Here is a 25,870-nt window from a genome sequence, read left to right as displayed (position 1 = left end):
CAATCCGAGATGCTCTCGCATCTTTCGATAGCGAGATCATCGTCGGCTGTGGAGAGTCTGGGAAGACAGTTGTCGATGGCTATTCATACCGAGTTGCCCATCCGGGCGATGGTATGACCGACGAGTTGTGCCGGGGGTGTTCCATCCCTGTTACGGACGGAACACCCCGGCAACACCCGCTCGCGCCGTCAGCGCAGGCCGGCGAACAGGTCGTCCTCCGGCAGCGCCGCCCCGGTGGTGTCGCGGACCCGGACGAAGGTCTCCCGACCCATCAGCTCGACGAACCGGTCCCGGCCCATCCGCAGGAAGAAGATGTTCTCGGTCTGGCTGGCGTGGGCGGCCAGCGCGTCGAACTTCTGCACGCCGAAACTGCTGGTGTCCACCCAGGTGGTGATCTCGTCGTCGGGCAGACCGAGCTGCGGCCCCGGCGCGTCCGCCGCGTCCGGCTCGGCCCACTCGACGCCCAGCTCCTTCATCACCCGACCGAACTCCGCGAACGCCGTGCGCGGCACGGTGGTCCAGTACACCTTCGCCGGGATGTCGGTCATCGCCACGGCGGCCATGGTGATCCGGTGGGCCTGGATGTGGTCGGGGTGGCCGTAGAAGCCGTTCTCGTCGTAGGTGACCACCACGTCCGGGCGGTAGTGCCGGATCAGCTCCGCCAGCCGGTCCGCCGCCTCCACCACCGGAGTGGTCCAGAACGCGCCCGGCGACTCGTTGGTCGGCCAGCCCATCATCCCGGAGTCGGCGTAGCCGAGCGTCTCCAGGTGGCTGACCTTCAACGCCGCGCAGCTGGCCTCCAACTCCTCCTGCCGCATCGCCACCACGGCGGCCGGGTCGTGCCCCGCATCGCCCGGCTTCACCCCGCCGGGACCGTCGCCGCACCGCCCGTCGGTGCAGGTCACCAGCACCGTGGTGATGCCCTCCGCCGCATACCGGGCCAGCACGCCGCCGGTGCTCGTCGCCTCGTCGTCGGGGTGCGCGTGCACCGCCATCAGGGTCAGACCTCGCTCAGCCATACCCTCACCCTAGGCGTCCCGACCGACGACGGCGGGTACCGGCCCACCGGGACAACGTGTGCCGGCGCCCCGGCAGATAATGGACGCCATGACCACCACCTGGAACGTCCCGGGTCTGCCGTTCACCCTGTCCCCGTCTCCCGAGGCGGCGTGGACGATCGCCGAGGCGGACGGTGTGGTGAGCGCGTCGGCCGCCCCGCGCACCGACATCTTCATCGACCCGGCGTCGGGCGACCCGCTCCACGCCGAGCCGACGATCACCGCGGCCACCCTGCTCGGTCTGCCCCCGGACGGCGACTTCCAGTTCAGCGCCCGGGTCGGCGTCGACTTCGCGGCGACCTACGACGCCGGGGTGCTGCTGCTCTGGGTCGACGAGCGGCACTGGGGCAAACTCTGCTTCGAGTTCTCTCCCGACGGCGAGCCCATGATCGTCTCGGTGGTCGGCCGGGGGGTCGCCGACGACGCCAACGCCTTCGTCGTCGACGGCCGTTCGGTGTGGCTGCGGGTGTCCCGGATCGACCACGCGTTCGCGTACCACGCCTCGGTCGACGGGCGGACCTGGCGGATGGTCCGGTACTTCACCGTCGACGGTGCGGCCACCGGCGCCACGATCGGTTTCGAGGCGCAGTCGCCGATCGGGGACGGCTGCCGGGTCACCTTCGACGACATCCACTTCACCCGCGACCGGCTGGCCGACCTGCGCGACGGCTCCTGACCCGTACCCCGGTCGTCGCCGCCGACCCTTCGGGTGCGTGCGGACGTTCGACCCGCACGGCGTCACCCCGGACGAGGTTCCGGTGCTGGCCGCCGGGCCCGCCGGTGTGACCGGCCGACAGGAGCAGGTGGACGCTCATCCCCGCCCCCGCCCCCGCCCCCGCCCCCGCCCCCGCTGCCGACGCTCGTCCCGGCGTGCCGGTCGGAGCTCGGACCCGAGGTCGGGTGTCTTGTAGGTGACCAGTGGGACGGTGCTCGCCACGGGGGTGGCCAGGCCGTGGCCGACCAGATCGACGATCACCTGCTCGATACGTTTGTAGGCCGTCGGGGCCTCCTCGAAGAGCAGTTGCCGGTCGCCGCACACCACCAGCGAACCGACCGGCGTCCGCCGCAACTCGGCGACCGTGTGCTTGGCCCGGCCCCGACGCAGGGCGTCGGCGCGGGACATCTTGCGACCCGCCCCGTGCGCCACCGAGTAATTGGCCGCCGGGCCCGCGTGGCCGGCGACGAGGAACGAGCGGGTGCCCCGGGTACCGGCGACCAGCACGTCGCGGCCGTCACCCGGGGCCGCGCCCTTACGGTGCAGGTAGCTGCCGTCACGGACCTCGACCAGGTTGTGGCACTGGTCGACGATCGGCGCGGTGGGCTCGGCCCCCAGGGCATGGGCGACCCGGGTGGCCAGCAGCCGACGGTTGAGCGCACCCCAGCGGACGGCGTCGTCGTGCCGCGCCAGGTAGCCGGCCGGATCGGGGGCCGGACCCGCGCCGTGGGCCTCGGTGTGTGCCCGCAGGATCCGCTCACCCAGGCCGCGGGATCCGCTGTGGACGATGAGCACGAGATCACCGGCGGCGAGCCCGAGCCGGCCCGCGTGGTCCGCCGCGAAGACGGTCTCGATCCGGGCCAGTTCGACGAAGTGGTTGCCCCGCCCGACCGTGCCGAGGCCCTCGACGTGGCCGCCGGGCGGATCGCCGGCCGCGGCGGCCCAGGCCGGATCGTCGGCGTCCCGCCCGGGGTCCAGCGCCCGGTCCAGGTCGGGGAAACGGGCGGCGAGCCGCTCGGGTACGACGCGCCTGAGGCCGATCGGGAACACGGCGATGCCGCACCCGATGTCGGAGCCCACCAGATGCGGGTAGAGCACGGTCGAGGCCATTGCGGCGCCGATCGGGGCGCCCTTGCCCGGGTGCAGGTCGGGCATGGCGGCGACGTGGCGCATGCCGTCGAGGGCCGCCACCTGGTGGCACTGCCGGACGGCGTCGGACTCGATCCAGCTCTCGGGGGAGGCGAAGACGGTGACGGTGGCCGTGGTCGACGGCGGCGGGAAATGCTGTGGGGACACGGACGCTCGTTTCGGGTGACGGGAACGGACGGCGCGGCGGCGCGCGATGGCGCGCGGTATCACGGCGGCATGCGGCGCACGCGGTGGCGCGGCGCGGGCGGGATGCGGAGGTGTCCGTCAGTACGTCATGCCCACCAGCCTGGCCCACCGGACCGCTGCGGCCAACGGGTTTTCGGCCGGCCGCTCAGCCGACCGGGATCCCCAGCGGATCGGCGAGCAGCCGCGTGAAGCCGAGTTCCGCCGCGCCGACCAGGGTGGCGTCGTCACCGAGGGCGCAGACCCGCAACTGCGCCCGGGACCGTGAGACCGGCAGCACGTTGGCGGTGATCCGTTCCTGGACGTGCGTCGCCGTGCCCCGGTACACCTCCCGCAGCACGCCACCGAAGATCACCATGCCGGGATTGAACAGGTTGATCACGTTGGCCACCCCGATGCCCAACCAGTCGCCGACGGTCCGCAGGGCGTCGCGGGCTGCCGGTTCGCCGCGACCGGCCGCCTCGACCACCTCCCGGACCGCGTCGCGGCCGATCAGGTCGGCGGGTCGACCGGCCGCGTCGAGCAACGCCCGCTCGCCGACCTCCGCCTCCAGACAGCCGCGCGAACCACACCCGCACGGCCTCCCGTCGTACGGGTTGACGAGCATGTGACCAACCTCGGAGCCGTACCCGCCGTCGCCGCCGAGCAGGTCGCCGCCGACGATGATGCCGCCACCGACCCCGACGTCGCCGTGCAGGTAGACCAGGTTGTGCACCCCGACGCCCACCCCACGCTGGTGTTCGGCCAGCGCGCCTAGGTGGGCCTCGTTGCCGACCAGGACCGGCAGGCCGAGATCGAGTCGACGCCCCAGCTCCGCGCCGAACGCCTGGTCCACCCAGCCCAGGTCCGGGCCGAACCGCACCATCCCGTCGCCGGGCCGGATCATCCCGCAGTACGACGCGCCGATCCCCACGCAGACCGCCCCCGGTGCCGCTGCCCGGTGCAGGTCACGCCCGAGGTCGGCCAGCACCCCCGCCACGGTCTCCAGGTCGACGCCCGCCCGGGCCCGGGGCGCCTCCCGGCGGTCCTGGATCTGCCCGCCCAGCCCGACCCGGGCGGCCACCAGCCGGTCCACTGCGATGTCGAAGGCGAGCACGAAGACCCGGTCGGACGCGGGCCGGACCACCAGGGACGGCCGGCCGGCCCGGCCGGTCAGCTCGGGGAAGCCCTCCCGCACCAGGCCGGCCGCCACCAGTTCGGCGGTGAGCGCCAGGACCGTGCTGCGATTCACGCCCAACCCGGCGGCCAGCCCGGCGCGCGACACCGGTCCGCCGAGGTGCACCCGGCGCAGCAGCGCGCCCAGGCTCCGGCGGCGGCTGTCCCCCGGCGACTGCCCGTCCACGGTCGGACTCTTCGGCATCACGAGGCGGACCCTGTCGATCGGCGGCTGACTACCCGTCGAGCGTAGTTGCCGCCGCCGCCGTGCGTCACCTCGCGCGCCCGGCCGGTGCCGTCCCCACCCACCGGTGCGGGCCCCGCGTGTCGCGTCGCGGAGCCCGCACCGGGCGGTGGGTCAGCCGTCGATCCGGGTGATGTTGCGGATCTTGTTGGCCGCGTCCAGGGCGGCGACCTTGTACGCCTCGGACAGGGTCGGGTAGTTGAAGACCGTGTCGATCAGGTAGTCGACCGTGCCACCGCACCCCATCACGGTCTGCCCGATGTGGACGATCTCGGTCGCGCCGGTGCCGAACACGTGCACCCCGAGCAACCGGCCGTCCTGCGGGGAGACGAGCAGCTTCAACATGCCGTACGAGTCGCCGACGATCTGCCCCCGGGCCAGCTCGCGGTAGCGGGCGATGCCCACCTCGAACGGGGTGGAGCTGTTGGTCAGCTCCTCCTCGGTCTTGCCGACGAAACTGATCTCCGGAATCGTGTAGATGCCGATCGGCTGCAACTCCTGGAGTTCCCGGGCCGGCTCGCCGCAGGCGTGCTGCGCGGCCATCCGGCCCTGCTCCATCGAGGTGGATGCCAACGCCGGGAAGCCGATCACGTCACCCACCGCGTAGATGTGCTCCACGCTGGTGCGGTAGTGCTCGTCGACCGAGATCCGGCCGCGCTTGTCGGCCTCCAGGCCCGCCGCGTCCAGGGCCAGGTCGTCGGTCTGCCCCTGCCGGCCGGCCGAGTACATCACCGTGTCGGCGACGATCTTCTTGCCGCTCTTGAGGATGCACAGCGCGGCGTTCTGGTGCTTCTCCACCGCGGCGACCTCCTCGCCGAAGCGGAACGTCACCGACAGGTCACGCAGATGGTACTTGAGCGACTCGATGATCTCCTCGTCGCAGAATTCGAGCATCCGGTCCCGGCGCTCCACCACGGTCACCTTCGTGCCCAGCCCGGCGAACATGGAGGCGTACTCCATGCCGATCACGCCGGCACCGACGACGACCATGCTGCGCGGCACGGCCTGGAGGTTGATCACCCCGTCGGAGTCGACGATCGTCCGGTCGTCGAAGTCGACGCTGTCCGGGCGGGCCGGTCGGGTGCCGGCGGCGATGACGGCCTTGTCGAAGGTGATCCGGGTGTCGTGTCCGGAGCCGCCGTCCACCCAGATCGAGTGCGGGTCGGCGAACCGACCGGTGCCGGTGATCAGCGCGACCCGGTTGCGGCCCAGTTGGTTGCGGATCACGTCGGTCTGCCGCTCGATCACGTGCTGGGTACGGGCGGCCAGGTCGGCGACCGTGATCTCCTCCTTGACCCGGTAACTGCTGCCGTAGAGGTCCCGCTGGCTCAGGCCGGTCAGATAGAGCACGGCCTCCCGCAGCGTCTTGGAGGGGACGGTGCCGGTGTTGATGCACACCCCACCGATCATGTCGCGGCGGTCCACGATGCCGACCCGCCTACCGAGCTTCGCGGCGGCGATCGCGGCCTTCTGACCGCTGGGCCCGGAGCCCAGCACCAACAGGTCGTAGTCATACACGGCACCTAGCCTTGCAAGCTGCCGCAACTTCCGCCACTCGTGATCGTCGGGCGGGCGCTATCTCGTCCCGGGCAGGGCCCGGGTGCGTACGGCCGAGGGGATCGAGGTGGGGGAGCAGGTGGCCGCACACCTCACCCTCGACCTCGGGACGGCCCGGCACCGCGGCCCTGACCGGCCCGAACTCCGCGACCGCCCGGCAGAGCACCGTGGGACGGCGCTACGGTGGGCCGGTCGCCCCGGCCACCCGCCGTGGCCGCGTCCCGATGCCGGGCGTGCCGCTGGGCGACGCCGGGCGCGACGAAGGGATCAGGTGACGGCAGCGTCATGACCGACTACGGACACGAGTTGCTGTTCGGCGGCTTCCTGACCCCCGACGCCCGGCAGCCGGAGCAGGTCGTCGCCCGGGCCCGGCTCTGCGAACAGGTCGGCCTGGACCTGGTCACCTTCCAGGACCACCCCTACCAGCCGGGATTCCTCGACACCTGGACGCTGATGTCCTACCTGGCGGCGGCGACCAGCCGGATCAGGTTGGCCGGCAACGTGCTCAACCTGCCGCTGCGGCAGCCGGTGGTGCTGGCCCGTAGCGTCGCCAGCCTCGATCTGCTCAGCGGCGGCCGGGTCGAACTCGGCCTCGGTGCGGGTGCGTTCTGGGACGCCATCGAGGCCAACGGTGGCCGACGGCTCGCCCCGGGGCAGGCGGTGGACGCGTTGGACGAGGCGATCCGGATCATCCGCGAGGTCTGGGCCGCCGACCGGCGCGGCGGGGTGCGGGTCGACGGCGAGCACTACCGGGTGGTCGGCGCGAAGCGTGGTCCCGCCCCGGCGCACCCGGTGGGGATCTGGGTCGGGGCGTACAAGCCGAGGTTGTTGCGGCTGGTGGGCCGGGCGGCGGACGGCTGGTTGCCGTCGCTGTCGTACCTGCCGAAGGGGCCGGCGGAGCTGGCCGACCTCAACGCGCTCGTCGACGAGGGTGCGGCGGCGGTCGGGCGTGACCCCGCCGAGGTGCGGCGGTTGCTGAACGTCTCCGGTCGGTTCACCCGTTCCGGTGCGGGTTTCCTCGAGGGGCCGCCGCAGCAGTGGGTGCGGGAACTGGCCGACCTGGTGCTGACGTACGGCACCTCCGGCTTCATCCTCGGCACGGATGATCCCACCAGCATCCAGCTGTTCGCCCAGGAGGTCGCCCCCGCCGTCCGTGAACTGGTCGCCGCCGAGCGGAGCGCGTCGGGCGGGCCCGGCTCGACCGGACCCGCCCCGGCCGCCCAGGCGGGCTCCGGCCCGGCCGCCCAGGCCGGGGCGGGCGAGGGCGGTCCGGCCGGGACGGGTCCGATGGCGCAGGGCGGGCCGGGCGAGGGCGGGTCGGCGGCGGGCGCCGGCCGTCCGGCCGGTGCGCGGCCGGGGGAGGCCGTCCGGGCCGGGGGCGTCGCCGGGCTGGCGGTCACCCCCACCCCGGCACCGCAGGTACGGCACAGCGACCACCGGCTCTGGGACGAGTCGACCCGGCCGGTCGCCCCGCCGGCCCCGACCGGGCACGTCTACTCCCCGCAGGCCCAGGCCGTCGGCGGGCACCTGGTCGACGTCCACGACCACCTGCGCCGGGAGTTGGGCGAGATCCGCGACCTGCTCGATCAGGTCCGCCGGGGGGTGGTCTCCGCCGGGGACGCCCGGGGGGTGCTCAACCGGATGACGATGCGGCAGAACAACTGGACGCTGGGGGCGTACTGTGCCGCCTACTGCACGCTGGTCACCCAGCACCACGGGTTGGAGGACGACGCGATCTTTCCGCACCTGCGGCGGGCCGACCCGGCGCTGGTGCCGGTGATCGACCGGCTGGAGCAGGAACACGTGGTCATCCACGACGTCGTGGAGGGCGTCGACCGGGCCCTGGTCGCGCTGATCGAGGACCCGGAGCGGCTGGCCGAGCTTCAGCGGGCGGTGGACGTGCTCACCGACACCCTGCTGTCGCACCTGTCCTACGAGGAGCAGAACATCGTCGAGCCGTTGGCCCGCTACGGCTTCTTTCCCGGTCAACTCTGACCCGTCCCGGTGCGGCGGCTACGGCTGGGAAGCGGGACCGGGCGGGTGACGGCGTTCGGTTCGTGGTGTCATAATCGTGATGGTGTCCGTGGATGTCACCCGGGCCCGGGGGGCGCCTCCGCACCGCGCGGACGGCGGGGACCGACCCCCCGGAGGCCACAGTGGAATCCCCCTCTCTCACCGACCTCGTCGACCTCGTCGACGGACTGCTGCAACTGGGTGCTGCGGCGCTCAGCCTCGCCGCCGCCGTCGTGGTCGCCCGGACCGGCCGCCGGTCGGGCCGACAGCGCGACGACTGAGCCGGCCTCGGCGGGGGCCGGCCCGCATCGACAGGGCGACCGCTGCCGCCGCCGGACGGCTCAGAGGAACGCCCCGACGCGCGGGGTGGCGCCGTCCCAGCGGAAGATCGCCGCGTACAGCGCGCGGCGGGCGTTGGCGGGCAGCGCGCCGTCGGCCTGTTGCCGGCACGGGGTGGTGCCGGCGCAGACCCAACCGTGCAGGAAGAGCCGCTGCTCGTCGTCGACCAGGGCCGGGACGAGATCCGCGCCTCCCGGGCCGCAGATCCCGGTGCCGGACGTGGTGAGCAACGAATGCTCGGTCCTGCCGTGGAAGTCCCACCGGTCGGTGGAGGTGAGATAGACGGTGGCGTAGCTGCAGTTGTCGTAGCCGTACCGGGAGGCGAACAGCACGTACGTGGAGCCCCGCTGCCGCAGCACCGGGTTCTCGATGATGCCGGCGTTGCGGACCAGCTCACCACTGGCGTTGCCGACCCAGCGGGTACCCGTGTCGTCGAGCCGCAGCATCCGGATAGACGACGGGGTCTGCTGCGTCTTGTAGAGCACGAACCGCTTGCCGTCGGCGTCCTCGAACGGGGACGGGTCGATCACGCCAGCGGCGGCGACCGGCCGTCCCGCCACCGCGTCGTCCGCTCCGTGCGCGCCACCCGGGCAGATCAGCGGCGCGACACCCACCGGCGTGTACGTCCCGTCGACGGTGTCGGAGGTCGCGGCCCCGATGCACCGCTGTCCGTTCTTGCCCTTGGCGGGCGCCGAGTAGTAGAGCACCCATCCGGTGGCGGTACGGACCGCGTCGGGGGCCCACACCGCGCCGTTCTCGGCCCAGTCCGGGACCGATCCGAGGGTCGTGCCGAGGGCGCTCCACGGCCCGGACGCGGTCTCACCCCGGTAGGCCGGGGCCCGGGTGCCGGTGGCGAACACGACGAAGGTGTCGTTGTGCCGCACCACGCCGGGGTCGGCGATCCCGCCCGAGGGGGCGTACACCGGTTGCGGGGTGGCCGCTGCGGCGGGCGCGGCGGCGGTGCCGGCGACGAGCGCGACCACGACGGCGATCAGCGACGGTCGCCAGGTCGTTCGTGGATGCATGGGGTCTCCCGGTGCGACAGGCGGGTGGAGGACGGCGTCCGGGCCGGTGTCGAGCGGGCCCCTGCGCCACTCCGTCGGCAAGATCGGCAATTCATTCCGGACAATGTGTTTCCGTTGTCCGGGTGGTGAAACTAAGCTACCGTGCCGGAAGAAAGCAAGACAGTATTCTTCATCGCCGGATCGCGTTGCGCCGGTTGCCGGGACTCAGGAGAGGACCACCATGTCACGCGGAAAACTCTGGTCGGCGCGCGGGGCGGGTGCCCTCGTCGGCGCGGCGGTGCTGCTGGTGAGCCTGGTGCCGGCGACCCCCGCCGCCGCGAACTCCACCTTCCAGGCGGCGACCCTGAACATCCTCAACGAGCTGAACCAGGCCGACTTCGTCCACGACCTGGAACTGATCACCGCGAAGGCGGACCTGGTCGGGCTCAACGAGGTCGGCAACCGCAAGGCGTTCCTGCAGAACTGGGCGGCGGACAACGGCTGGTGGCTGTATGCGCCCGAGCCGACGCAGGCGGCCAACGAGGCGCTGCTGGCCAAAAAGAGCGTTTTCGACGTGCTCGACAAGGGGTCGAACTTCGTGTGCGACACCAACGGGCCCGGTGAGGTGCCACCGGCCCGCTACAACAACTGGGTGCGCTACCGGCACAAGGCGACCGGGCGCAGCGTCTACCACCTCAACGCCCACGCCAACTCCAGCATCGACAACAACGGCCGGCCCGAGGACCTGCCCCGGACCGCCTGCGCCGAGCAACAGTTCCAGGCCCTGAAGAACTTGGCGGCCGCCAAGAAGGACTCCGGTCAGGTGATCGTCAGCGGCGACCTGAACGTCGACTTCAGCGCCGACCGGGCGTACGGGTACCAGAAGTTCCCCTGGAAGGTGTTCGAGGCCAACGAACTGCCGAACCTGCGCTCCTGCTACAACCTGTACGGCGAGAAGGGGAACGGGACGCACGGCAACCGGCACATCGACTACATCTACTTCTGGAAGCGCGTCGAGGAACACCGCGAGATGTGGATGACCGACTACAACATCGTCAGCGGCACCAACTCCGACCACAATGGCGTGGTGGCGGCGTTCACCATCTCGTCGTAGCCTCCGGCCCGGCGACCCTCGCCGGGTGCCCACCGGCGCACCGCCGTCGATTCCGACCGTCGACCATTGACACATCTCGTGGTCCACTTCATCGTCGGGGGAACCGTCTCCGCGTCGAAGGGTTCACCTGATGGTCGACACCACGCACACGTACGTCATCGTCGGAGCCGGGCCCGCCGGCCTGCAGCTGAGCTACTACCTCCAGCAGCAGGGTGCCGACTACCTGACGCTCGAGCGCGGCGCCGAGCCGGGTGGCTTCTTCCGGCGGTTCCCGCGCCACCGTCGGCTGATCTCGCTCAACAAGGTGCACACCGACAGCACCGACCCCGAGATCCGGTTGCGGTGGGACTGGAACTCGTTGCTCAACGACGACCCGGAGCTGCTGTTCCCGAAGTTCAGCCAGGAGTACCTGCCGGCGGCGGACGACCTGGTGAGCTATCTCGCCGAGTTCCAACGGGTCCACCAGCTCCGGGTCCGCTACGGCACCACGGTCGAGCAGATCAGCCGCGACGACGAGGGGTTCGTCGTGCGCACCGACCGGGGGGTCGTGCGGGCGCGCTGCCTGATCGTGGCGACCGGCTGGGGGCGGCCGTTCGTGCCGGACATCAAGGGCATCGAGTACGCCACCGGCTACGAGGAGATGGACGTCGACCCCGACCGCTACGCCGGCAAGCGGGTCCTGATCATCGGTAAGGGCAACTCCGCGTTCGAGACCGCCTCGGCGATCCTGGGCAAGGCGTCGATGGTGCACCTGGCCAGCCGGCAGCCGCTGCGGCTGGCCTGGAACACCAAGCACCCCGGTGACGTCCGGGGCCAGTACGGCGCGATCCTCGACAGCTACCAGTTCAAGACGCTGCACTCGGTGCTCGACTGCACCATCGACGAGATCCGGCCGGTCGACGGAAGGTTCCAGGTCTCCATCACCTACACCCACGCCCAGGGGGAGACCGCCGAGCTGGATTACCACGAGGTGCTGCGCTGCACCGGGTTCCGGATGGACACCTCCCTGTTCGACGCCGCCTGTGCCCCGGACATGGTGCGGGACGGTCGGATGCCGGGCCTGCGTCCCGACTGGCAGTCGAGCAACGTCGACGACCTGTACTTCGCCGGCACCATCGCGCAGGCGCGGGACGTGAAGCACGCCTCGTCGCCGTTCATCGACGGGTTCCGGTACAACCTGCGGACCTTCACCCGGCTGCTGCGCGAGCGCTACGACGACGTGCCGGTGCCGGTGGCCACGACGCCGGGGGAGCCGGCGTCGCTGACCAAGGTGATGCTGGACCGGGTCAACTGGAGTTCGGCGCTGTGGACCCAGTTCGAGTACCTCTGTGACGTGTTCGTCCGCGACGACGCCACCGGCGACTTCCGGCACTACGAGGACCTGCCGGAGGACTACGCCGTGGAGCGGTTCGCCGACGCGTCGCACCTTTACACCCTCGCCCTGCGCTGGGGTCGCGACGACTACGGCGACGTCTTCGCCATCGACCGGCACCCCACGCCGGACCGGGCCCGGGAGAGCGCCTTCATCCACCCGGTGATCCGGCGGTACCGCCACGGGGAGCTGGTGGCCGAGCAGCACCTGTTGGAGGATCTGCTGGCCGAGTGGCGGCGGCCGGACCGGCACGTCGACCCGCTCGTCGAGTTCCTGACCGGGGACCTCACTGGCGGATCATGATCTCGTCGAGCGGCTTGCGGGCCAGGTCGGGGACCCGGGCGCCCGGGGCCGGGTACCCGACCGGCAGCACCAGGTTGGGGCGTTCCTCCGGCGGGCGCTCGCACACCTCGTTGAGGAACCGCATCGGGCTGGGCGTGTGGGTCAGTGTGACCAGGCCCGCGTGGTGCAGCGCGGAGATCAGCAGGCCGACCGCGATGCCGACGGACTCCTTGACGTAGTACGGCTTGGGGCTGTGCGGCCCCTGGTGCACCTCGAACACGACGATGACGGCGGGCGCGGTCTCCAGGAACGGCTTCTCCCAGTCGGTGCCGAGCTGGGCGATCGCCCCCAGCCACTCCTGTGGCGCGCGGCGCTGGTAGAAGTCGCGTTCCTCGGCCTCGGCCGCCTCACGTAGCCGGCGCTTGCGGGCCGGGTCGGTCAGCACGACGAACCGCCACGGCTGCACGTTGGCCCCGCTGGGGGCGGTCGACGCGGCCCGGACCGCCGCCTCGATCACCCCCTCGGGTATCGGGTCGGGCGCGAAGTCGCGTACCGAACGGCGGCCGGCCATCCGGTCGGCGAACGCCTCCGCCGCGCGGAGCATGTCCGCCGCCGGCCGGCGCTCGTGTCGGATCGGGACGGTGGGTAGCAGGACCGTGTCGGCCATCTGTCGCCTCCCTGCGATAACCGACCCGCCGGGCACCACGCAGCTAGTTCCACAGTGGACGCCACGCCCGTGGGTCGGCTGCTCCCAGCATTTCCGAGGCGGGCCGGTTCGTCGTTACGCCACCGTGCTGTCTTGCCGATCGGGCACGTCCGGAGCGGTCGCGGTGACCAGGGCGGCGACCACGTCGGTGAGTCGCCCCCCGGCCGCCGCCGCCCGCTGCCGGGTCGCCCCGTCACCGTCGGCGGCCAGCCCGGCCAGCCACCGCCCGACCCGGGGTCCGTCACCGGTTTCCGCCAACGCCGGCCGGGCCAGCTCGACCAGCTGCGCGGCGAGCACCCCGGCGGGCAGCAGCCGCCCGGTGCCCACCTCGACGCCGTGGCCACCCATCCCGTCCCGGGCGGCCCGCCAGTACGCCAGCCGCATCAGGTCCGGGTCGGTGCGGGGGCCCTCGTCGCCCCGGTCGACTGCCGCTCCGGCGACCATCGCCAGGGCCCGGACCAGGGCGGCGAACCCGGCGGACTCGGCGGCGGTGATCGGCATGTCGGCCACCCGGACCTCCAGGGTGGGGTGGCGTGCCGACAGCCGCATGTCCCAGAAGATCGTCCCGGAGTCGACCAGCGCGCCCGCGTCGAGCAGCAGGTCGATGTGGGCGTCGTACTGCTGCGCGGAGGTCACATACGGCGGCGGGCCGGCCACCGGCCAGCGCTGCCAGGTCAGGCTGCGCCAGCTCGCATAGCCGGTGTCGCGCTCACGCCAGTAGGGCGAGTTGGCGGTCAACGCCAGCAACACCGGCAGGTGCGGGCGCAGGTGGTTGCCGACCAGCACCGCCCGGTCCCGGTCCGGCTGCTCCACGTGTACGTGCACCGCGCAGATCGCCAGGTCGTCGTGCAACCCCCGGTAGGTGGCGTTGCCCCGGTCCTGGCGTGGCCCCTGGGTGATCGGCGGCGGCACGGCCCGGCCGAGCACCGGGGAGCCGGTGGCGACCACCCGCAGCCCGGCCCGGCCCGCCGCCGCCTGCAACGCCGCCCGGGCCTCGACGAGTTGCGCCTCGATGTCCGCCACCGCGTGGCAGGGATCGGTGCGGGTCTCGATCTGCAGCTCGGTGATCTCGCCACCCACCCGACCGCCGAGCGCCGGGCGGGCCAGGTCGACCACCGTGGCGGCCTCCGGCCTGACCTCGCCCCGCTCGGCGTCGACGACGAGGAACTCCTCCTCGACGCCGAGCAGGGGAATGGTCGACCCCGACCACTGTGCCGTAGTCATGCGCGCGTCCGACCCCTCGCCGTCGGTCGCTCGCCGACAGGGAGCAGCCTACGGCCCGTTCGGCCACGTCGTCATCAATGCCCCTCCACCGTGGACAACCGGTCGATCAGTCCGGCCAACAGGGCCGTTCGCTCCGGCATCCGGTCGAGCTGGACGTACTCGTCCCGGGCGTGCGCCCCACCACCCACCGCACCCAGCCCGTCCAGCGTCGGCACCCCCAACGCGGCGGTGAAGTTGCCGTCCGACGCGCCCGCCGCGTGCGCCCCGCCCAGGGTCGACAGGCCCAGTCGACCGGCGACCGACTGGGCGATCTCCAGCAGCGGCCGGGCCAGCTCCGGGGGCATCGGATGGCGGCCGATGCGGCCCTCCACCGCCACCGTCGCCTCGGGCAGGAACGGCACCAACCCGTGGATGGCCCGGTCGACGCGTTCGAGTTCGGCACTGGTCCACGCCCGTACGTCGACCGCCAGGCTGGCCAGCTCCGGCACCGTGTTGGTGGTGGTGCCGGCCGCCAACAGCGTCGGGGTGACCGACGTGCCGGCGCTGTGCCCCGCGCCGAGGGCGCGCAGCGTGAGAATCTGGTGGGCGACCTCGACGGTGGCGTTCACCCCCCGCTGGGGCTCCACCCCGGCATGGGCGGCCCGGCCCCGCACGGTCACCCGGTACACCGAGCCCCCCTTGCGGGCCACCTTCACCTCCCCCTGCGGGGTGGCCGCCTCGCAGACCAGCACCGCGTCCGAGCGCTGCGCCTCGCGTTCGATCAACGGCCGGGACGTGCCCGAGCCGCTCTCCTCGTCGCAGGTGAGCAGCACCCCCACCCGGGAGCTGTCGGCCAGCAGGCCCAGTGCGGTGAACATCTGCACGATGCCGGCCTTCATGTCGCACACCCCGGGACCGGTGGCGACGTCCCCGCGTACGGTGAAGGGCCGGGTCCGGACGGTGCCGGCGGGGAAGACCGTGTCGAAGTGACCGAGCAGCAGCACCCGTTGCCGGGCCGCCGGCCACAGCAGGTGCGGCAGCCCGTCCACGACGACCCGTTCGGCGGGCCGGCCGAGCACCTCCTCGCCCCAACCCGCGAGCAGGTCGGCACAGGACTCCAGGCACGGCAGGTCATCGGGGGGCGACTCGGCGGACACCAGGACGCGCAGCCGGTCCACCATCTCGGGGCGGAGTTTCGTCGCAGCGTCGAGTAGATCGCGCGGATGGTCCATCGAGCCCTCCAGCTTCGAAGACGGTGACGGGCCTGGCCAGGCGACCCATCCACCATCGCAGCGTCGCCCGCGCACGGTCATCCGTTGCCGTGCTCACCGTCCCCGGCGTCGGTCAGCCGCGCCAGCCGGCCGTACAGGTAGCGCTGGCGGGGGAGGTTCGTCGACAGCCGGGCCGCGTGCGCGTACGCCGCCCGGGCCTCGGCGAGGCTGCCGCAGCGTTCCAGCAAGTGGGCGCGGGCGGCGTGCCGGCGGGGGTCGTCGCCGATGCGGGGATCGGCGGCCAGCACGTCGAGCAGGCGCAGCCCGTCGACGGGACCCCGGGCCATCGCCACCGCCACCGCGTGGTTGAGCGCCACCACCGGGTTGTCCGAGATCCGCATCAGCACCTCGTAGAGGGCCACGATCTGCGCCCAGTCGGTCTCGTCGGCACTCGGTGCCTCGTCGTGCACCGCCGCGATCGCCGCCTGGAGCTGGTACGGCCCGACGTCCCCACGCGGCAGCACCGCGCTGATCAGGGCCACCCCCTCGGCGATCTGGTCGCCCCGCCAGCGGCGGCGGTCCTGCTCCGCCATCGGCACCAGCTCACCCGCCGGACCGACCCGGGCCGGGCCCCGGGCGTCGGTGAGCAACATCAACGCCAGCAGCCCGGTCACCTCCGGGTCGTCCGGGAGCAGCCGGTGCAGCAGCCGGGCCAGCCGGATCGCCTCGGTCGACAGGTCCACCCGGCGCAGGTGCGGGCCGGCGGTGCTCGCGTACCCCTCGTTGAAGACCAGGTAGAGCACCTGCCGGACGGCGTCGAGCCGGGCCGGGCGCTCGTCGGCGTCGGGCAGCGCGAACGGCAGCCCGCTGTCGCGGATGCGCTGTTTGGCGCGGGTGATCCGCCGGGTCATGGTGGCCTCGGGCACCAGGAACGCCCGCGCCACCTCGGCGGTGCTCAACCCACCGACCGCGCGCAGGGTCAAGGCGATCTGGGCGGCCGGCGGCAGCGCCGGATGACAGCACAGGAACAACAGGATCAGGCTGTCGTCGACCGGCTCCCGGTGGTCGGCCGCCGGGGCGATCCACCGCTGCGCCCGGCCCTCGTCGTCCTCCCGCCGGCGCCGGGCCTGCCCGGCGCGCAGCAGGTCGGTCAGCCGCCGGGCGGCCACCGTGATCAGCCAACCCCGGGGGTGCTCCGGCAGCCCCTCGACCGGCCAGCGGGTCGCGGCGGCCAGCAGCGCCTCCTGGACGGCGTCCTCGGCGGTGTCGAAGTGGCCGTACCGGCGGACGACCGCGCCGAGGACCTGCGGCGCGAGCACGCGCAGCAGGTCCTCGACGGTGGACGGGCCCACGGGAACGGGTCAGCCGTCCAGGTCGTCGATGCCGTCGGCGATCGGCCGCACGTCGACGTACCCGCCCTCGGCGTCCGGGTCGACGAACCGGGCGGCGATCTCGGTCGCCCGGTCGAAGCTGACACAGTCGACGACGGTGAACCCGGCCAGCACCTCCTGCGTCTCCGGGTACGGCCCGTCGGTGACCACGGGCGTGCCCTGCCGCAGCCGCACCCGGCGGGCGTGCACCGGCGCGGTCAACCCCTGCCCGTCGACCAGCTCACCGGATTCGGCCAGCTCCTGGTGTACCGCCGCCATGTGGGCGTGCATCGCGGCGACCTGCTCCGGCGTCATCGGCGGCTGCGCGCCGGGCCGGCCGGCCATCGCGTCGTAGTCGCGCTGCGAGCCGTACAACATGATCATGTATTTCATGTTCTCTCCTCTCGGCCGGCCGTGGCCCGGCCGGACACCGGAGACGTCGGTGCCGCGGGGCCGATCCGGACACCGGCCCCGAGGTTAACCGCCGACCGGGCGGGGGACGCCCGGATGGCGACGGGTTACCTATCGTGGTCCCATGACGACGATGTGGGTCACGCTCGGGGTGGCGGCGCTGGTGACGGTCGGCACCCTCGGCTGGCTCGCCTGGCGCGACCGGGCCCGCACCGCCGGGGCCGAGGACCGGGCCGCCGGGCTGGACGCCCAGGCCAGACAGCACCGGTACGAGGCGGAGCGACACTTCACCCAGGCCGACACGATCCACCGGGGCCAGGAGCACCACTGACCGTCCCGGTCGGGTCGATCCGGGTGCCCCATGGTCAACGGGACGTCGGCCGGGCATGATCGTTCCACGGTCGGGGTACCACCGGCCGTAGGACCGGGACGCCTTGGGAGGCACACGGTGACGGCAGGCTCACGACGCCGCTCGCACGGACCACTGGTCGCCGCGTTGACGGCGCTGGTGGTGGCGGTCGGCTGTGCTGCCGGCGGGGTGCGGGAGAACGCCCCGCAGGCACCCCGGGAACCGGCCCCACGACAGTCGTCGCCCCCGGCGGCACCGGCCTCGCCCGAGGCGGAGACCACCCGCGCCGACGGCACCACCAGCGTGGCCGAGTTCAAGAGCGACATCGACGACGCCGTCACCATCGCCGAACGCTACTGGGCCGCCCAGTTCCGGACCTCCGGGCAGCAGTTCCGGCCGATCCGCCAGGTCCTGCCCTACCAGCGGGAGGGTGAGATCTCCTGCGGCGGCCAGGCGCTGCCCCGCAACAACGCGGTCTACTGCTCCCAGGGCGACTTCATCGCCTACGACGTCAACTGGTCGGTGGCGGCGTTCCGGCAGGTCGGTGACGCGTTCGTGTTCTACCTGCTGGGCCACGAGTACGCCCACGGCATCCAGATCCGGCTCGGCATCCGCGCCAACTTCACCATCCAACAGGAGTTGCAGGCCGACTGCATGGCCGGGGCGTACCTCGGCGACTCGGTACGCGACGGCACCCTCAAGCTCGACGCCGGCGACCTGGACGAGTTCCGTGAGGGGCTGCTCGCCGTCGGCGACGACCCCGACCAGCCGTGGTTCGCCGAGGGGTCGCACGGCACCGCCGAACAGCGCACCGACTGGTTCTTCCGCGGCTACGAACGGTCCCTGGACGCCTGCAACCTCGGCTGAGGACCACGTCACGTCCGGGTGGTACGGCGGCGCGCGTCCCGGGCCGGGCTGGCAGGATCGCCCGGAGACCACCCGCGACCGCCAGGAGGATTCCGCTGAGCAGCCCACACCCCGCCGCCGTGCTCTTCGACATGGACGGCACCCTGGTCGACAGCGAAAAGCTCTGGGACGTCGCCCTGCACGAGTTGGCCGCCGTCTACGGCGGCACGCTGACCGGCCCGGCCCGTCGGGCGATGATCGGCACCGCGATGGCCGCGTCGATGCGCATCCTCCACGACGACCTCGGTCAACCCGAGCGGGACCCCCAGGCCAGCGCCGAGTGGATCAACGCGCGGATCCTGGAACTGTTCCGCACCGGGCTGCGTTGGCGGCCGGGCGCGTTGACCCTGCTGCGGGCGGTCCGCGCCGCCGGCATCCCCACCGCCCTGGTCACCTCCAGCGGCCGGCCCCTGGTCGAGGTCGCCCTGGACACCCTCGGCCGGGACAGCTTCGACGCCGTGGTCTGCGGCGACGAGGTCGACTCGGCCAAGCCGCACCCCGAGCCGTACCTGACCGCTGCCCGGCTGCTCGACGTGCCGATCGGCCGGTGCGTGGCGATCGAGGACTCGCCGACCGGGGTGGCCAGCGCGCTCGCCGCCGGCGCGGCGGTGCTGGCCGTACCGGCGGAGGTGCCGGTGCCGCCGGCCGACGGCGTACACCAGGTGGAGAGCCTGACCGCCGCTGATCTGGAGCTGCTGGCGGCGCTGCTCGGCGAGCCACCCGGCTGAGCCGCCGTCACCCACGGGGGCGGCCGGCCCGCCGTGACCGGCGGGGCGGGTGGCGCGGGCCGGTCACGGCGAAGGGGTCCCGCCGACCGGCGGAACCCCTTCGCGGCGGACGGGATCAGTCGTGCGCGATCGCGCCCAGCACGTTGATCCGGGCCGCCCGCACCGCCGGCAGCACCGCCGCCACCACGCCGATAATCGCCGCCAGCAGCAGGAACAGCCCCATCTGACCCCACGGCAGGATCAGGTCGGTGATGCCGTCGTCCTTGAGCGCCCGGACCACCGCGGCGCCGAGACCGACGCCGACCACGATCCCGAGCAGCGCCCCGAAGACCGAGATCACCACCGCCTCCACGGTGATCATGCGCATGGTCTGCGCCCGGCGCAGCCCGATCGCCCGCAGCAGGCCCAGCTCGCGGGTCCGCTCCAGCACCGACAGGGCCAGGGTGTTGACGATGCCGAGCACCGCGATCACGATGGCCAGCGCCAACAGGATCTGGATCATCGTGAGCAGGCTGTCCAGCGAGCCGGTCTGCTGCTCGATGAACGCGTCCCGGTCGGCCACCGACACCTCGGGGCTGTCCACGAGTAGCGCCTCCACCTGCGGCTGCACGTCCGCCACCCGGGTGCCCGGGGCCAGCTGGATGAACCCCTGGTTGGGCTTCGGGATGGCGAAGTCCTTCACCGCCTGCGGCGGCAACTGCACCGGGCTGGTCAGCTCGGAACTCTCGTAGATGCCGCTGACCGTGTAGGTGCGCGGCTCACCCCGGGAGGCCTGCACCGTCACCGTCGAACCGACCGAGATGTTGCGGGACTCCGCGGCGTCCGAGCTGAACAGCATCTGGTCCGGGCCGAGCCGGCTGATGTCACCGGCGGTCGCCTTCGCCCCGAAGATCCGCTGCAACGCCGTCACGTCGCTGGACGCGGCCAACCAGGTGACCTTCCCGTCGACCATGCCCATGTCGCCGTACTCGCCGTCGGCCAGCTGCACACCGGGCAGCGCCGCCACCTTCGTCAGCACCGCCGGGTCGAAGCTCGCCGGCCGTGGGCCGGTCGACGCCCCCGAGATCACCAGCTCGGCCTTGATGGTGTCCTGGGCCAACGCGCCGATGCTGCCCTTCGCCGAGTCCAGGATCACCGTCACCCCGGTCACCAGGGCGATGCCGACCATCAGCGCCGCCGCCGTGATCGCCGTCCGGCGCGGGTTGCGACCGGAGTTGAGTCGACCCAGCTTGCCCGGCACCGACCAGGCGAAGATCGCCCCCAGCAGGGAGACCACCGGGCGGCTGATCAACGGAGTCAGCAGCGCCACCCCGATGAAGGCGAACAGCACCCCACCCAGGATGACCGCCAGCGTGTTGTCCCCGGCGTTGCCGCTGAGCCCGAGGAACAGCAGCACCGCGCCGATCCCGGTGATCACCCCACCGGTCACGGTGATCCGGGTCAGCGGCCGGTCCGGGTTGGCCACGTCCTGCATCGCCGCGATCGGCGGGATGCGCGACGCCCGCAGCGCCGGCAGCAGCGCCGCCACCACCGTGATCACCAGACCCACCGCGAAGGAGCCGATCACCGCCGAGGCCGGCACCCCGATGCCCGCCAGCGTCAGCCCTCCGGCCAGGTTGCCGAAGACGTACGCCAGCAGCGCGCCGATGCCGATGCCGGCGCCCAACCCCAGCACCGAGGCGATCAGGCCGATCGCCACCGCCTCCAGCACCACCGAACCGATGATCTGCCGACCGCTGGCCCCGATCGCCCGCATCAACGCCAGCTCCCGGGTCCGCTGCGCCACGATGATCGAGAAGGTGTTCAGGATGAGGAACGTGCCCACCAGCAGCGCGACGGCGGCGAAGCCGAGCAGGATCTTGTTGAAGAAGGACAGCCCCTCCTTCAGGCTCGCCGAGGCGTCCGCCGACAACTGCGCGCCGGTCTTGACCTCGAAGCCGTCGCCGAGCGTCCGGGCCACGTCGTCGCGCAACGCCGAGTCGCTGACCCCGTCGGCCGCCCGGACCGTGACGTTGGTGAAGACGTCCCGCTCACCCAACAGCAACCGCTGCGCCACCGGCGTGGTGAAGGCGACCTCGTTGACCCCGCCGATCGAATCCCGGTCACCGCTGTACCCGAAGATCCCCACCAGGGTGAAGGTCTGCTTCGGCGACAGCGGGGTCAGCACCCCGACCCGGTCGCCGACCTTCACCTTGCCCGCCTGCGCCAGCGCCGCGTTGACGACGATCTCGTCGTCCGCCCGGGGCTCGTGCCCCTCGCGCAGCTTCACCAGGTCGCTCTCGCCCTGCCAGTTCGACCCGAGCTGCGGCGGCCCGAACGAGGTGACCACCTTGCCGTTGCTGCCGATCAGCTGGGCCCCGTCGGTGGCGACCACGCCGGTGGCCTCGGCGACCCCGGCGACCGCGCCGATGCGCTGCACCGTCGCCGCCGGCACCGTGGTCGGCACCTGCTCACCCTGCATCTCGCTGAGCGCCACCTTGGGCTTGCCGGCGACGTTGACGTCGATGCCCTCGTACGCGTCGGCGAAGACCGCGTCGAACGAGCGGCCCAGGGTGTCGGTGAGCACGAACGCCCCCGAGACGAACATGACGCCCAGCACCACGGCCAGGCCGGACAACAGCAGGCGCACCTTGCGCGCCAGCAGACTCTTGAGGGTGGCCCGCAACATCAGCCGGCCACCTCGACCGGGGTGTCCAGCTTCTTCATGGTGTCCAGGACCGTGTCGGCGGTCGGCTCGATCAGCTCCGAGACGATCTGCCCGTCGGCCAGGAAGACCACCCGGTCGGCGTACGCGGCGGCGGTCGGGTCGTGGGTGACCATCACGATGGTCTGCCCGTGCTCACGTACCGAGTTGCGCAGGAAGTTGAGCACCTCCGCGCCGGAGCGGGAGTCCAGGTTGCCGGTGGGCTCGTCGGCGAAGATCACCTCGGGGCGGGCGACCAGCGCCCGCGCGCAGGCGACCCGCTGCTGCTGACCCCCGGAGAGCTGCGACGGCCGGTGCCCCAGCCGGTCCCGCAGGCCGACGGTGTCGATGACCGTGTCGTACCAGGCCGGGTCGGGCTTGCGGCCGGCGATCGACATCGGCAGCAGGATGTTCTCCTGGGCGGTGAGCGTGGGCAGCAGGTTGAACTGCTGGAAGATGAAGCCCACCTTGTCCCGGCGCAGCTTCGTCAGGCCCGAGTCACCCAGCCCGGTCACCGTCGTGTCGCCGATCTGCACGGTGCCCTTGCTCACCGAGTCCAACCCGGCCAGGCAGTGCATCAACGTCGACTTGCCGGAGCCCGACGGGCCCATGATCGCGGTGAACCTGCCCCGCTCGAACTCGGCGCTGACCCCGCGGAGCGCGGCGACCTGCGCCTCGCCGGTGCCGTACACCTTCCACACGTCGTTCGCCCGGGCCGCGGCCTGCGCATGCCGGCCTACCGTCGCGGTCACGTCATCTACCTCTTCCGTCTGGCTGTGTGTGCCCCCACCGCCCCCGCTGGTCGGTGGGGTCGATCCCATCCTCGGTGCCGGTCGGTGGAGATCCGTCCGACCACGGGGTGACCCGAGGCGGATTTCCCGCTGCGGGTCGGCCCGGAGCCCGACTCAGGGTTGCCCCTGAGTCGACGACCGGTCACTGTTCGTCGCGCCGCCTGCGGCGGTGCCGACGCCGACGCTAGAACCTGACGCCGTGTCATGGTCAACCGCGCCGCGCCGTCTTTCGTCACGGTAGGTGAGCGGGGCAACGCTGCCGTCCGCCCACCGGCCTCACTGCGGGTACACCCCGAGGGGGACCCGCCATCACCCGGCTACGTCCCGGGGCGGACCCGCCACCACCCGGCTACGCCTTGGGGCGGACCAGCCCCGACTCGTACGCCAGCACCACCGCCTGCACCCGGTCGCGCAGCCGTAGCTTGGTCAGCACGTGCCCGACGTGGGTCTTGATGGTCGTCTCGCTGACCGACAGCGCGGCGGCGATCTCCGCATTGGACAACCCCCGGGCCACCTGGACGAGCACCTCGCGTTCCCGCTCGGTCAACGTGCCCAACGCCTTCGGTGGGCTCGCCGCCGGGTCCGGCAGCACGGTGGCGAACCGGTCCAGCAGCCGCTTGAGGATGCGCGGCGCCACCACCGCCTCCCCGGCGGCCACCGTCCGGATGGCGGTGACCAGGTCGTCGGCCGGCACGTCCTTGGCCAGGAACCCGCTCGCCCCGGCCCGCAACGCCCCCACCACGTACTCGTCGAGGTCGAAGGTGGTGAGGATGAGCACCCGCACCGGCAACCGGGCGTCCACGATCGCCCGGGTCGCGGCCACCCCGTCCATCCGGGGCATCCGGATGTCCATCAGCACCACGTCGGGCAGCAGCCGGCGGGACAACTCCACCGCCTCCTGACCGTCCCCGGCCTCGGCCACGATGTCCAGGTCGTCCTCGGTGCCCAACACCATCCGGAACCCGGTACGCAGCAACGGCTGGTCGTCGGCGAGCAGGATGCGCACCGGCCGCCCCGGCGCGCGGGCGGGCCCCCGCACCTCGTCCGGCACGACGGAAGGGGAGCTGCCGTACGTCTCGCCCATCTGCTCTCCCCGTTCTGCCGCCGTCACGTCGGGACCGCCCCGACCGGTTCCACCGGGATCCGGGCGTACACCCGGAAGCCGCCACCGGGACGTGGCCCGGTGTGCAGGATCCCACCGTAGAGGCCGACCCGTTCCCGCATACCGACCAACCCGTGCCCGATCCGGTCGGGTTCCGGCCCGGGACCCCGCCCGGTGTCGGTGACCACCACCGTCAGGCAGCCGTCCGTCACCCCCAGCCGGACCGTCGCGGTGGCCCGTCCGGCGTGCTTGAGCGCATTGGTCAACGCCTCCTGCACGATCCGGTAGACGGTCAGCGAGATGCCCTCCTCGACCGTCGGCACCGGGTCCGCGACCTCCAGGGTGACCGGGAGCCCCGCCTCGCGTACCTGCTCGGCCAGCGCGGCGATGCCGGCCAGGCCGGGCTGCGGGGTGAGGTCGGCGGCCGGCTCGGCGTCGGTACGCAGCACGTCCAGCAGTCGCCGCATCTCCCGCAGCGTGACCCGACTGGTGTCCTCGATCGTGGCGATCGCCTCGTCGGCGGCGGCCAGGTCCCGCCGCAGCACCCGCCGGGCCCCGGTGGCCAGCACCCCCATCACACTGACGTGGTGGGCGACCACGTCGTGCAGCTCCCGGGCGATCCGTCGCCGCTCGTCGGCCACCGCCTGCTCGGCCAGCGACCGTTGGTTCTCCTCGGCCACCCGGGCCCGTTCCCGCAGCGCCCGCAGCGAGGTGCGCCGGGCCCGCACCGCCCGCCCCACCGCGTAGGCGAGCAGCGCGGTCAGCAGGTTGTTGAGCACCAGGTACGCCGGGCCGACGTCGAGCCCGGTGTCCAGTGGGGTGAGCACGTTGAGCGCCGCCACCGGCACCCACAGCAGCACCGTGGCGGCGACCGCCGGGAGCGCCGGCCGGTTGACCGTCATCGTGTAGGTCAGCACCAGGAACGTCAGGCTCTGCGTGGTCGGGGCGTGCCCGAGCACCGCCGGCACGGCCAGGGTGGCCAACGCGGCCCCCACCGCAGGCCACGGGGCGACCCGCCGCAGCGCCACCGGCGCGGCGCACAGCAGGCTCCAGGCCAGCGCGGACGGCAGTTGCCGAGGCCAGAACTCGCGGGGGGTGATCAGGATGAAGGCGACCTCCAGCACCACCAGCGCGACGGCGAAGAGAGCGTCACCGGCCAACGGCCGGCGCACCCACCAGCGCTCGCCCCCCTCGGTCATACCGTGACGCTAGCCGCCCGGCGGGCCGTCCGGTCGTCGCCGACGGTGAACCTCGTCTCCTCCTCGCGGATGAGCCGGTCTCCGACCCGCCGACCCGTTACTCGTCGGCACCCGGGGTGGCCGGTCGGGACCGGGCGTCGCGCAACGGGTCGGCCGCCCCGGCCCGCTGCGGGAACGGCGGCGGGGTGCCGCCGAAGGTCGGGCAGTGCGCCTGGTGGTTGCACCAGTCGCAGAGCCGACTCGGTCGGGGCCGGAAATCCTGCCGCACGGTGGCCTGCTCGATGGCCTGCCAGAGCGCCACCACGGTGCGCTCGAACCGCAGCAGCTCCTCGGCGTCGGGGGAGTAGTCGCAGACCTCGGCGTCCTTGAGGTAGAGCAGGCGCAGCACGCGGGGCACCACGCCCCGGGTGCGCCACAGCACCAACGCGTAGAACTTCAGCTGGAACAGCGCCCGGGCCTCGAACGCCTCCCTCGGCGCACCGCCGGTCTTGTAGTCGACGACCCGCAGCGCCCCGTCGGGGGCCACGTCGAGCCGGTCGACGTAACCACGGATGAGCAGCTCGTCGTCGACCACCGCGGAGATCAGGCTCTCCCGCTCGGCGGGCTCCAGCCGGCGCGGATCCTCCACCGCGAAGTAACCCGCCAACAGCGCCGTCGCCGAGCGGAGGAACTCGGCCGTGCCCGCCTCGTCGCCCGGGTCGAACAGGCCGGCCAGCTCGGGCTGCTCGGTGACCAGCCGGTCCCACTGCGGGACGACCAGGTCACCGGCGGCGTCGGGGGTGCGCCCGCCCGCCGGCAGGTCGAACAACCGCTCCAGCACCGCGTGCACCAGGGTGCCCCGGGCCTGCTCGACGCTGGGTCGCTCGGGCAACCGGTCGATGCTGCGGAACCGGTAGAGCAGCGGGCAGGTCTTGAAGTCGGCGGCCCGTGACGGCGACAGTGAAGCCCGGACCGTGGCGGGCAACGCCGCCGGAGGATGCTGCTGGTCGGTCACCGGTTCCGCCGTCATGCCCCGAAGGTTAGGGC

Annotated in this window: 23 protein-coding genes; 8 read left to right on the top strand and 15 right to left on the bottom strand. The window is 72.6% G+C overall.

Annotated elements, in window-relative coordinates; translation table 11 throughout:
- Nucleotides 1-188: 188 nt before the first annotated feature.
- Nucleotides 189-1,019 (bottom strand): PIG-L family deacetylase, encoded by an 831-nt coding sequence (locus tag AB0C22_RS05725; RefSeq protein WP_357533707.1) that lies wholly within the window; start codon nt 1,017-1,019, stop codon nt 189-191.
- A gap of 88 nt (nt 1,020-1,107) precedes the next feature.
- Between AB0C22_RS05725 and AB0C22_RS05720 the strand changes: the two genes are divergently transcribed.
- Nucleotides 1,108-1,734 carry a DUF1349 domain-containing protein gene (locus AB0C22_RS05720; RefSeq protein ID WP_357533705.1) on the top strand — a complete coding sequence of 209 codons (627 nt, stop codon included), beginning with the start codon at nt 1,108-1,110 and terminating at the stop codon, nt 1,732-1,734.
- A gap of 135 nt (nt 1,735-1,869) precedes the next feature.
- Here AB0C22_RS05720 and AB0C22_RS05715 read toward each other — a convergent pair whose 3' ends face one another.
- The 3 genes from AB0C22_RS05715 to sthA all read right to left on the bottom strand — a co-directional run bounded on the left by AB0C22_RS05715 (nt 1,870) and on the right by sthA (nt 6,022).
- The gene (locus AB0C22_RS05715; RefSeq protein WP_357533703.1) at nt 1,870-3,069 is read right to left on the bottom strand and encodes an RNA ligase RtcB family protein; all 1,200 of its coding nucleotides are present in this window, start codon (nt 3,067-3,069) and stop codon (nt 1,870-1,872) included.
- A 184-nt stretch (nt 3,070-3,253) separates the two neighbouring features.
- Nucleotides 3,254-4,465: an ROK family protein gene (locus AB0C22_RS05710; RefSeq protein WP_357533701.1), complete on the bottom strand. Its 1,212-nt coding sequence runs from the start codon at nt 4,463-4,465 to the stop codon at nt 3,254-3,256.
- A 153-nt stretch (nt 4,466-4,618) separates the two neighbouring features.
- On the bottom strand, nt 4,619-6,022 hold the full coding sequence (gene sthA, locus AB0C22_RS05705) for a Si-specific NAD(P)(+) transhydrogenase (RefSeq protein ID WP_208566178.1): 1,404 nt from the start codon (nt 6,020-6,022) through the stop codon (nt 4,619-4,621).
- 324 nt (nt 6,023-6,346) lie between these two features.
- Here sthA and AB0C22_RS05700 point away from each other — a divergent pair, with 324 nt between their 5' ends.
- Nucleotides 6,347-8,056, top strand: coding sequence for an LLM class flavin-dependent oxidoreductase (locus AB0C22_RS05700; protein WP_357533699.1), 1,710 nt, complete (start codon nt 6,347-6,349; stop codon nt 8,054-8,056).
- A gap of 161 nt (nt 8,057-8,217) precedes the next feature.
- On the top strand, nt 8,218-8,355 hold the full coding sequence (locus AB0C22_RS05695) for a hypothetical protein (protein WP_219461432.1): 138 nt from the start codon (nt 8,218-8,220) through the stop codon (nt 8,353-8,355).
- Nucleotides 8,356-8,415: 60 nt separating this feature from the next.
- Here the strand turns inward: AB0C22_RS05695 and AB0C22_RS05690 are convergent, their stop codons facing one another.
- On the bottom strand, nt 8,416-9,438 hold the full coding sequence (locus AB0C22_RS05690) for a glycoside hydrolase family 43 protein (protein ID WP_357533697.1): 1,023 nt from the start codon (nt 9,436-9,438) through the stop codon (nt 8,416-8,418).
- 220 nt (nt 9,439-9,658) lie between these two features.
- On the opposite strand from AB0C22_RS05690, the gene AB0C22_RS05685 reads away from it, so the two are divergent.
- Together AB0C22_RS05685 and AB0C22_RS05680 are read left to right on the top strand one after the other, a co-directional pair.
- On the top strand, nt 9,659-10,531 hold the full coding sequence (locus AB0C22_RS05685) for an endonuclease/exonuclease/phosphatase family protein (protein ID WP_357533695.1): 873 nt from the start codon (nt 9,659-9,661) through the stop codon (nt 10,529-10,531).
- A gap of 130 nt (nt 10,532-10,661) precedes the next feature.
- Nucleotides 10,662-12,206, top strand: coding sequence for an NAD(P)-binding domain-containing protein (locus tag AB0C22_RS05680; protein WP_357533693.1), 1,545 nt, complete (start codon nt 10,662-10,664; stop codon nt 12,204-12,206).
- On the opposite strand, the gene AB0C22_RS05675 is transcribed toward AB0C22_RS05680, so the two are convergent.
- The 5 genes from AB0C22_RS05675 to AB0C22_RS05655 form a co-directional block, all read right to left on the bottom strand.
- On the bottom strand, nt 12,190-12,789 hold the full coding sequence (locus AB0C22_RS05675; protein ID WP_255598079.1) for a nitroreductase family protein: 600 nt from the start codon (nt 12,787-12,789) through the stop codon (nt 12,190-12,192). The two genes, AB0C22_RS05680 and AB0C22_RS05675, sit on opposite strands and share 17 nt — an antisense overlap.
- Nucleotides 12,790-12,966: 177 nt before the next feature.
- On the bottom strand, nt 12,967-14,115 hold the full coding sequence (locus AB0C22_RS05670; protein WP_219461448.1) for a glutamate--cysteine ligase: 1,149 nt from the start codon (nt 14,113-14,115) through the stop codon (nt 12,967-12,969).
- A gap of 74 nt (nt 14,116-14,189) precedes the next feature.
- Nucleotides 14,190-15,326, bottom strand: coding sequence for a M20 family metallopeptidase (locus tag AB0C22_RS05665; RefSeq protein WP_357533691.1), 1,137 nt, complete (start codon nt 15,324-15,326; stop codon nt 14,190-14,192).
- A 77-nt stretch (nt 15,327-15,403) separates the two neighbouring features.
- A complete protein-coding gene (locus tag AB0C22_RS05660) occupies nt 15,404-16,657 on the bottom strand; it encodes a sigma-70 family RNA polymerase sigma factor (RefSeq protein WP_357533689.1) in 1,254 nt (417 codons plus the stop codon).
- Between the two features lie 9 nt (nt 16,658-16,666).
- Nucleotides 16,667-17,068, bottom strand: coding sequence for a YciI family protein (locus AB0C22_RS05655; RefSeq protein WP_357533687.1), 402 nt, complete (start codon nt 17,066-17,068; stop codon nt 16,667-16,669).
- 142 nt (nt 17,069-17,210) lie between these two features.
- Between AB0C22_RS05655 and AB0C22_RS05650 the strand changes: the two genes are divergently transcribed.
- The 3 genes from AB0C22_RS05650 to AB0C22_RS05640 all read left to right on the top strand — a co-directional run bounded on the left by AB0C22_RS05650 (nt 17,211) and on the right by AB0C22_RS05640 (nt 19,069).
- Nucleotides 17,211-17,417 (top strand): hypothetical protein, encoded by a 207-nt coding sequence (locus AB0C22_RS05650; protein ID WP_357533685.1) that lies wholly within the window; start codon nt 17,211-17,213, stop codon nt 17,415-17,417.
- Nucleotides 17,418-17,534: 117 nt separating this feature from the next.
- A complete protein-coding gene (locus AB0C22_RS05645) occupies nt 17,535-18,302 on the top strand; it encodes a neutral zinc metallopeptidase (RefSeq protein WP_357533683.1) in 768 nt (255 codons plus the stop codon).
- Between the two features lie 119 nt (nt 18,303-18,421).
- Nucleotides 18,422-19,069, top strand: coding sequence for an HAD family phosphatase (locus AB0C22_RS05640; protein WP_219461460.1), 648 nt, complete (start codon nt 18,422-18,424; stop codon nt 19,067-19,069).
- Nucleotides 19,070-19,184: 115 nt separating this feature from the next.
- Here AB0C22_RS05640 and AB0C22_RS05635 read toward each other — a convergent pair whose 3' ends face one another.
- From AB0C22_RS05635 to AB0C22_RS05615, 5 genes are all read right to left on the bottom strand, one after another.
- Complete coding sequence (locus tag AB0C22_RS05635) at nt 19,185-21,737, bottom strand: FtsX-like permease family protein (RefSeq protein WP_357533681.1); 2,553 nt, start codon at nt 21,735-21,737, stop codon at nt 19,185-19,187.
- Nucleotides 21,737-22,504, bottom strand: a complete 768-nt coding sequence (locus AB0C22_RS05630; RefSeq protein ID WP_219461466.1) for an ABC transporter ATP-binding protein — start codon at nt 22,502-22,504, stop codon at nt 21,737-21,739. Before AB0C22_RS05630 ends, AB0C22_RS05635 begins: the two co-directional genes overlap by 1 nt.
- Before the next feature lie 388 nt (nt 22,505-22,892).
- Nucleotides 22,893-23,627 carry a response regulator transcription factor gene (locus AB0C22_RS05625; RefSeq protein WP_255597561.1) on the bottom strand — a complete coding sequence of 245 codons (735 nt, stop codon included), beginning with the start codon at nt 23,625-23,627 and terminating at the stop codon, nt 22,893-22,895.
- Nucleotides 23,628-23,650: 23 nt separating this feature from the next.
- Entirely contained in the window at nt 23,651-24,844 is a 1,194-nt protein-coding gene (locus AB0C22_RS05620) for a sensor histidine kinase (RefSeq protein WP_357017437.1), read from the bottom strand.
- A 97-nt stretch (nt 24,845-24,941) separates the two neighbouring features.
- Complete coding sequence (locus AB0C22_RS05615; protein WP_219461474.1) at nt 24,942-25,853, bottom strand: PD-(D/E)XK nuclease family protein; 912 nt, start codon at nt 25,851-25,853, stop codon at nt 24,942-24,944.
- Between the last annotated feature and the right edge of the window lie 17 nt (nt 25,854-25,870).

Source organism: Micromonospora sp. NPDC048894, assembly GCF_040649765.1.
Lineage (GTDB): Bacteria > Actinomycetota > Actinomycetes > Mycobacteriales > Micromonosporaceae > Micromonospora > Micromonospora antibiotica.
This window is presented reverse-complemented; position numbering and strand designations above follow the sequence as displayed.

Bases quoted from the DNA above. Each gene is read 5' to 3' on its own strand.
- AB0C22_RS05710 (WP_357533701.1), bottom strand. From the start codon at position 4,465: ATGCCGAAGAGTCCGACCGTGGACGGGCAGTCGCCGGGGGACAGCCGC.
- AB0C22_RS05620 (WP_357017437.1), bottom strand. From the start codon at position 24,844: ATGACCGAGGGGGGCGAGCGCTGGTGGGTGCGCCGGCCGTTGGCCGGT.
- AB0C22_RS05690 (WP_357533697.1), bottom strand. From the start codon at position 9,438: ATGCATCCACGAACGACCTGGCGACCGTCGCTGATCGCCGTCGTGGTC.
- AB0C22_RS05680 (WP_357533693.1), top strand. From the start codon at position 10,662: ATGGTCGACACCACGCACACGTACGTCATCGTCGGAGCCGGGCCCGCC.
- AB0C22_RS05720 (WP_357533705.1), top strand. From the start codon at position 1,108: ATGACCACCACCTGGAACGTCCCGGGTCTGCCGTTCACCCTGTCCCCG.
- AB0C22_RS05650 (WP_357533685.1), top strand. From the start codon at position 17,211: ATGACGACGATGTGGGTCACGCTCGGGGTGGCGGCGCTGGTGACGGTC.
- AB0C22_RS05685 (WP_357533695.1), top strand. From the start codon at position 9,659: ATGTCACGCGGAAAACTCTGGTCGGCGCGCGGGGCGGGTGCCCTCGTC.
- AB0C22_RS05665 (WP_357533691.1), bottom strand. From the start codon at position 15,326: ATGGACCATCCGCGCGATCTACTCGACGCTGCGACGAAACTCCGCCCC.
- AB0C22_RS05625 (WP_255597561.1), bottom strand. From the start codon at position 23,627: ATGGGCGAGACGTACGGCAGCTCCCCTTCCGTCGTGCCGGACGAGGTG.
- AB0C22_RS05670 (WP_219461448.1), bottom strand. From the start codon at position 14,115: ATGACTACGGCACAGTGGTCGGGGTCGACCATTCCCCTGCTCGGCGTC.
- AB0C22_RS05725 (WP_357533707.1), bottom strand. From the start codon at position 1,019: ATGGCTGAGCGAGGTCTGACCCTGATGGCGGTGCACGCGCACCCCGAC.
- AB0C22_RS05700 (WP_357533699.1), top strand. From the start codon at position 6,347: ATGACCGACTACGGACACGAGTTGCTGTTCGGCGGCTTCCTGACCCCC.
- AB0C22_RS05675 (WP_255598079.1), bottom strand. From the start codon at position 12,789: ATGCTCCGCGCGGCGGAGGCGTTCGCCGACCGGATGGCCGGCCGCCGT.
- AB0C22_RS05655 (WP_357533687.1), bottom strand. From the start codon at position 17,068: ATGAAATACATGATCATGTTGTACGGCTCGCAGCGCGACTACGACGCG.
- AB0C22_RS05615 (WP_219461474.1), bottom strand. From the start codon at position 25,853: ATGACGGCGGAACCGGTGACCGACCAGCAGCATCCTCCGGCGGCGTTG.
- AB0C22_RS05635 (WP_357533681.1), bottom strand. From the start codon at position 21,737: ATGTTGCGGGCCACCCTCAAGAGTCTGCTGGCGCGCAAGGTGCGCCTG.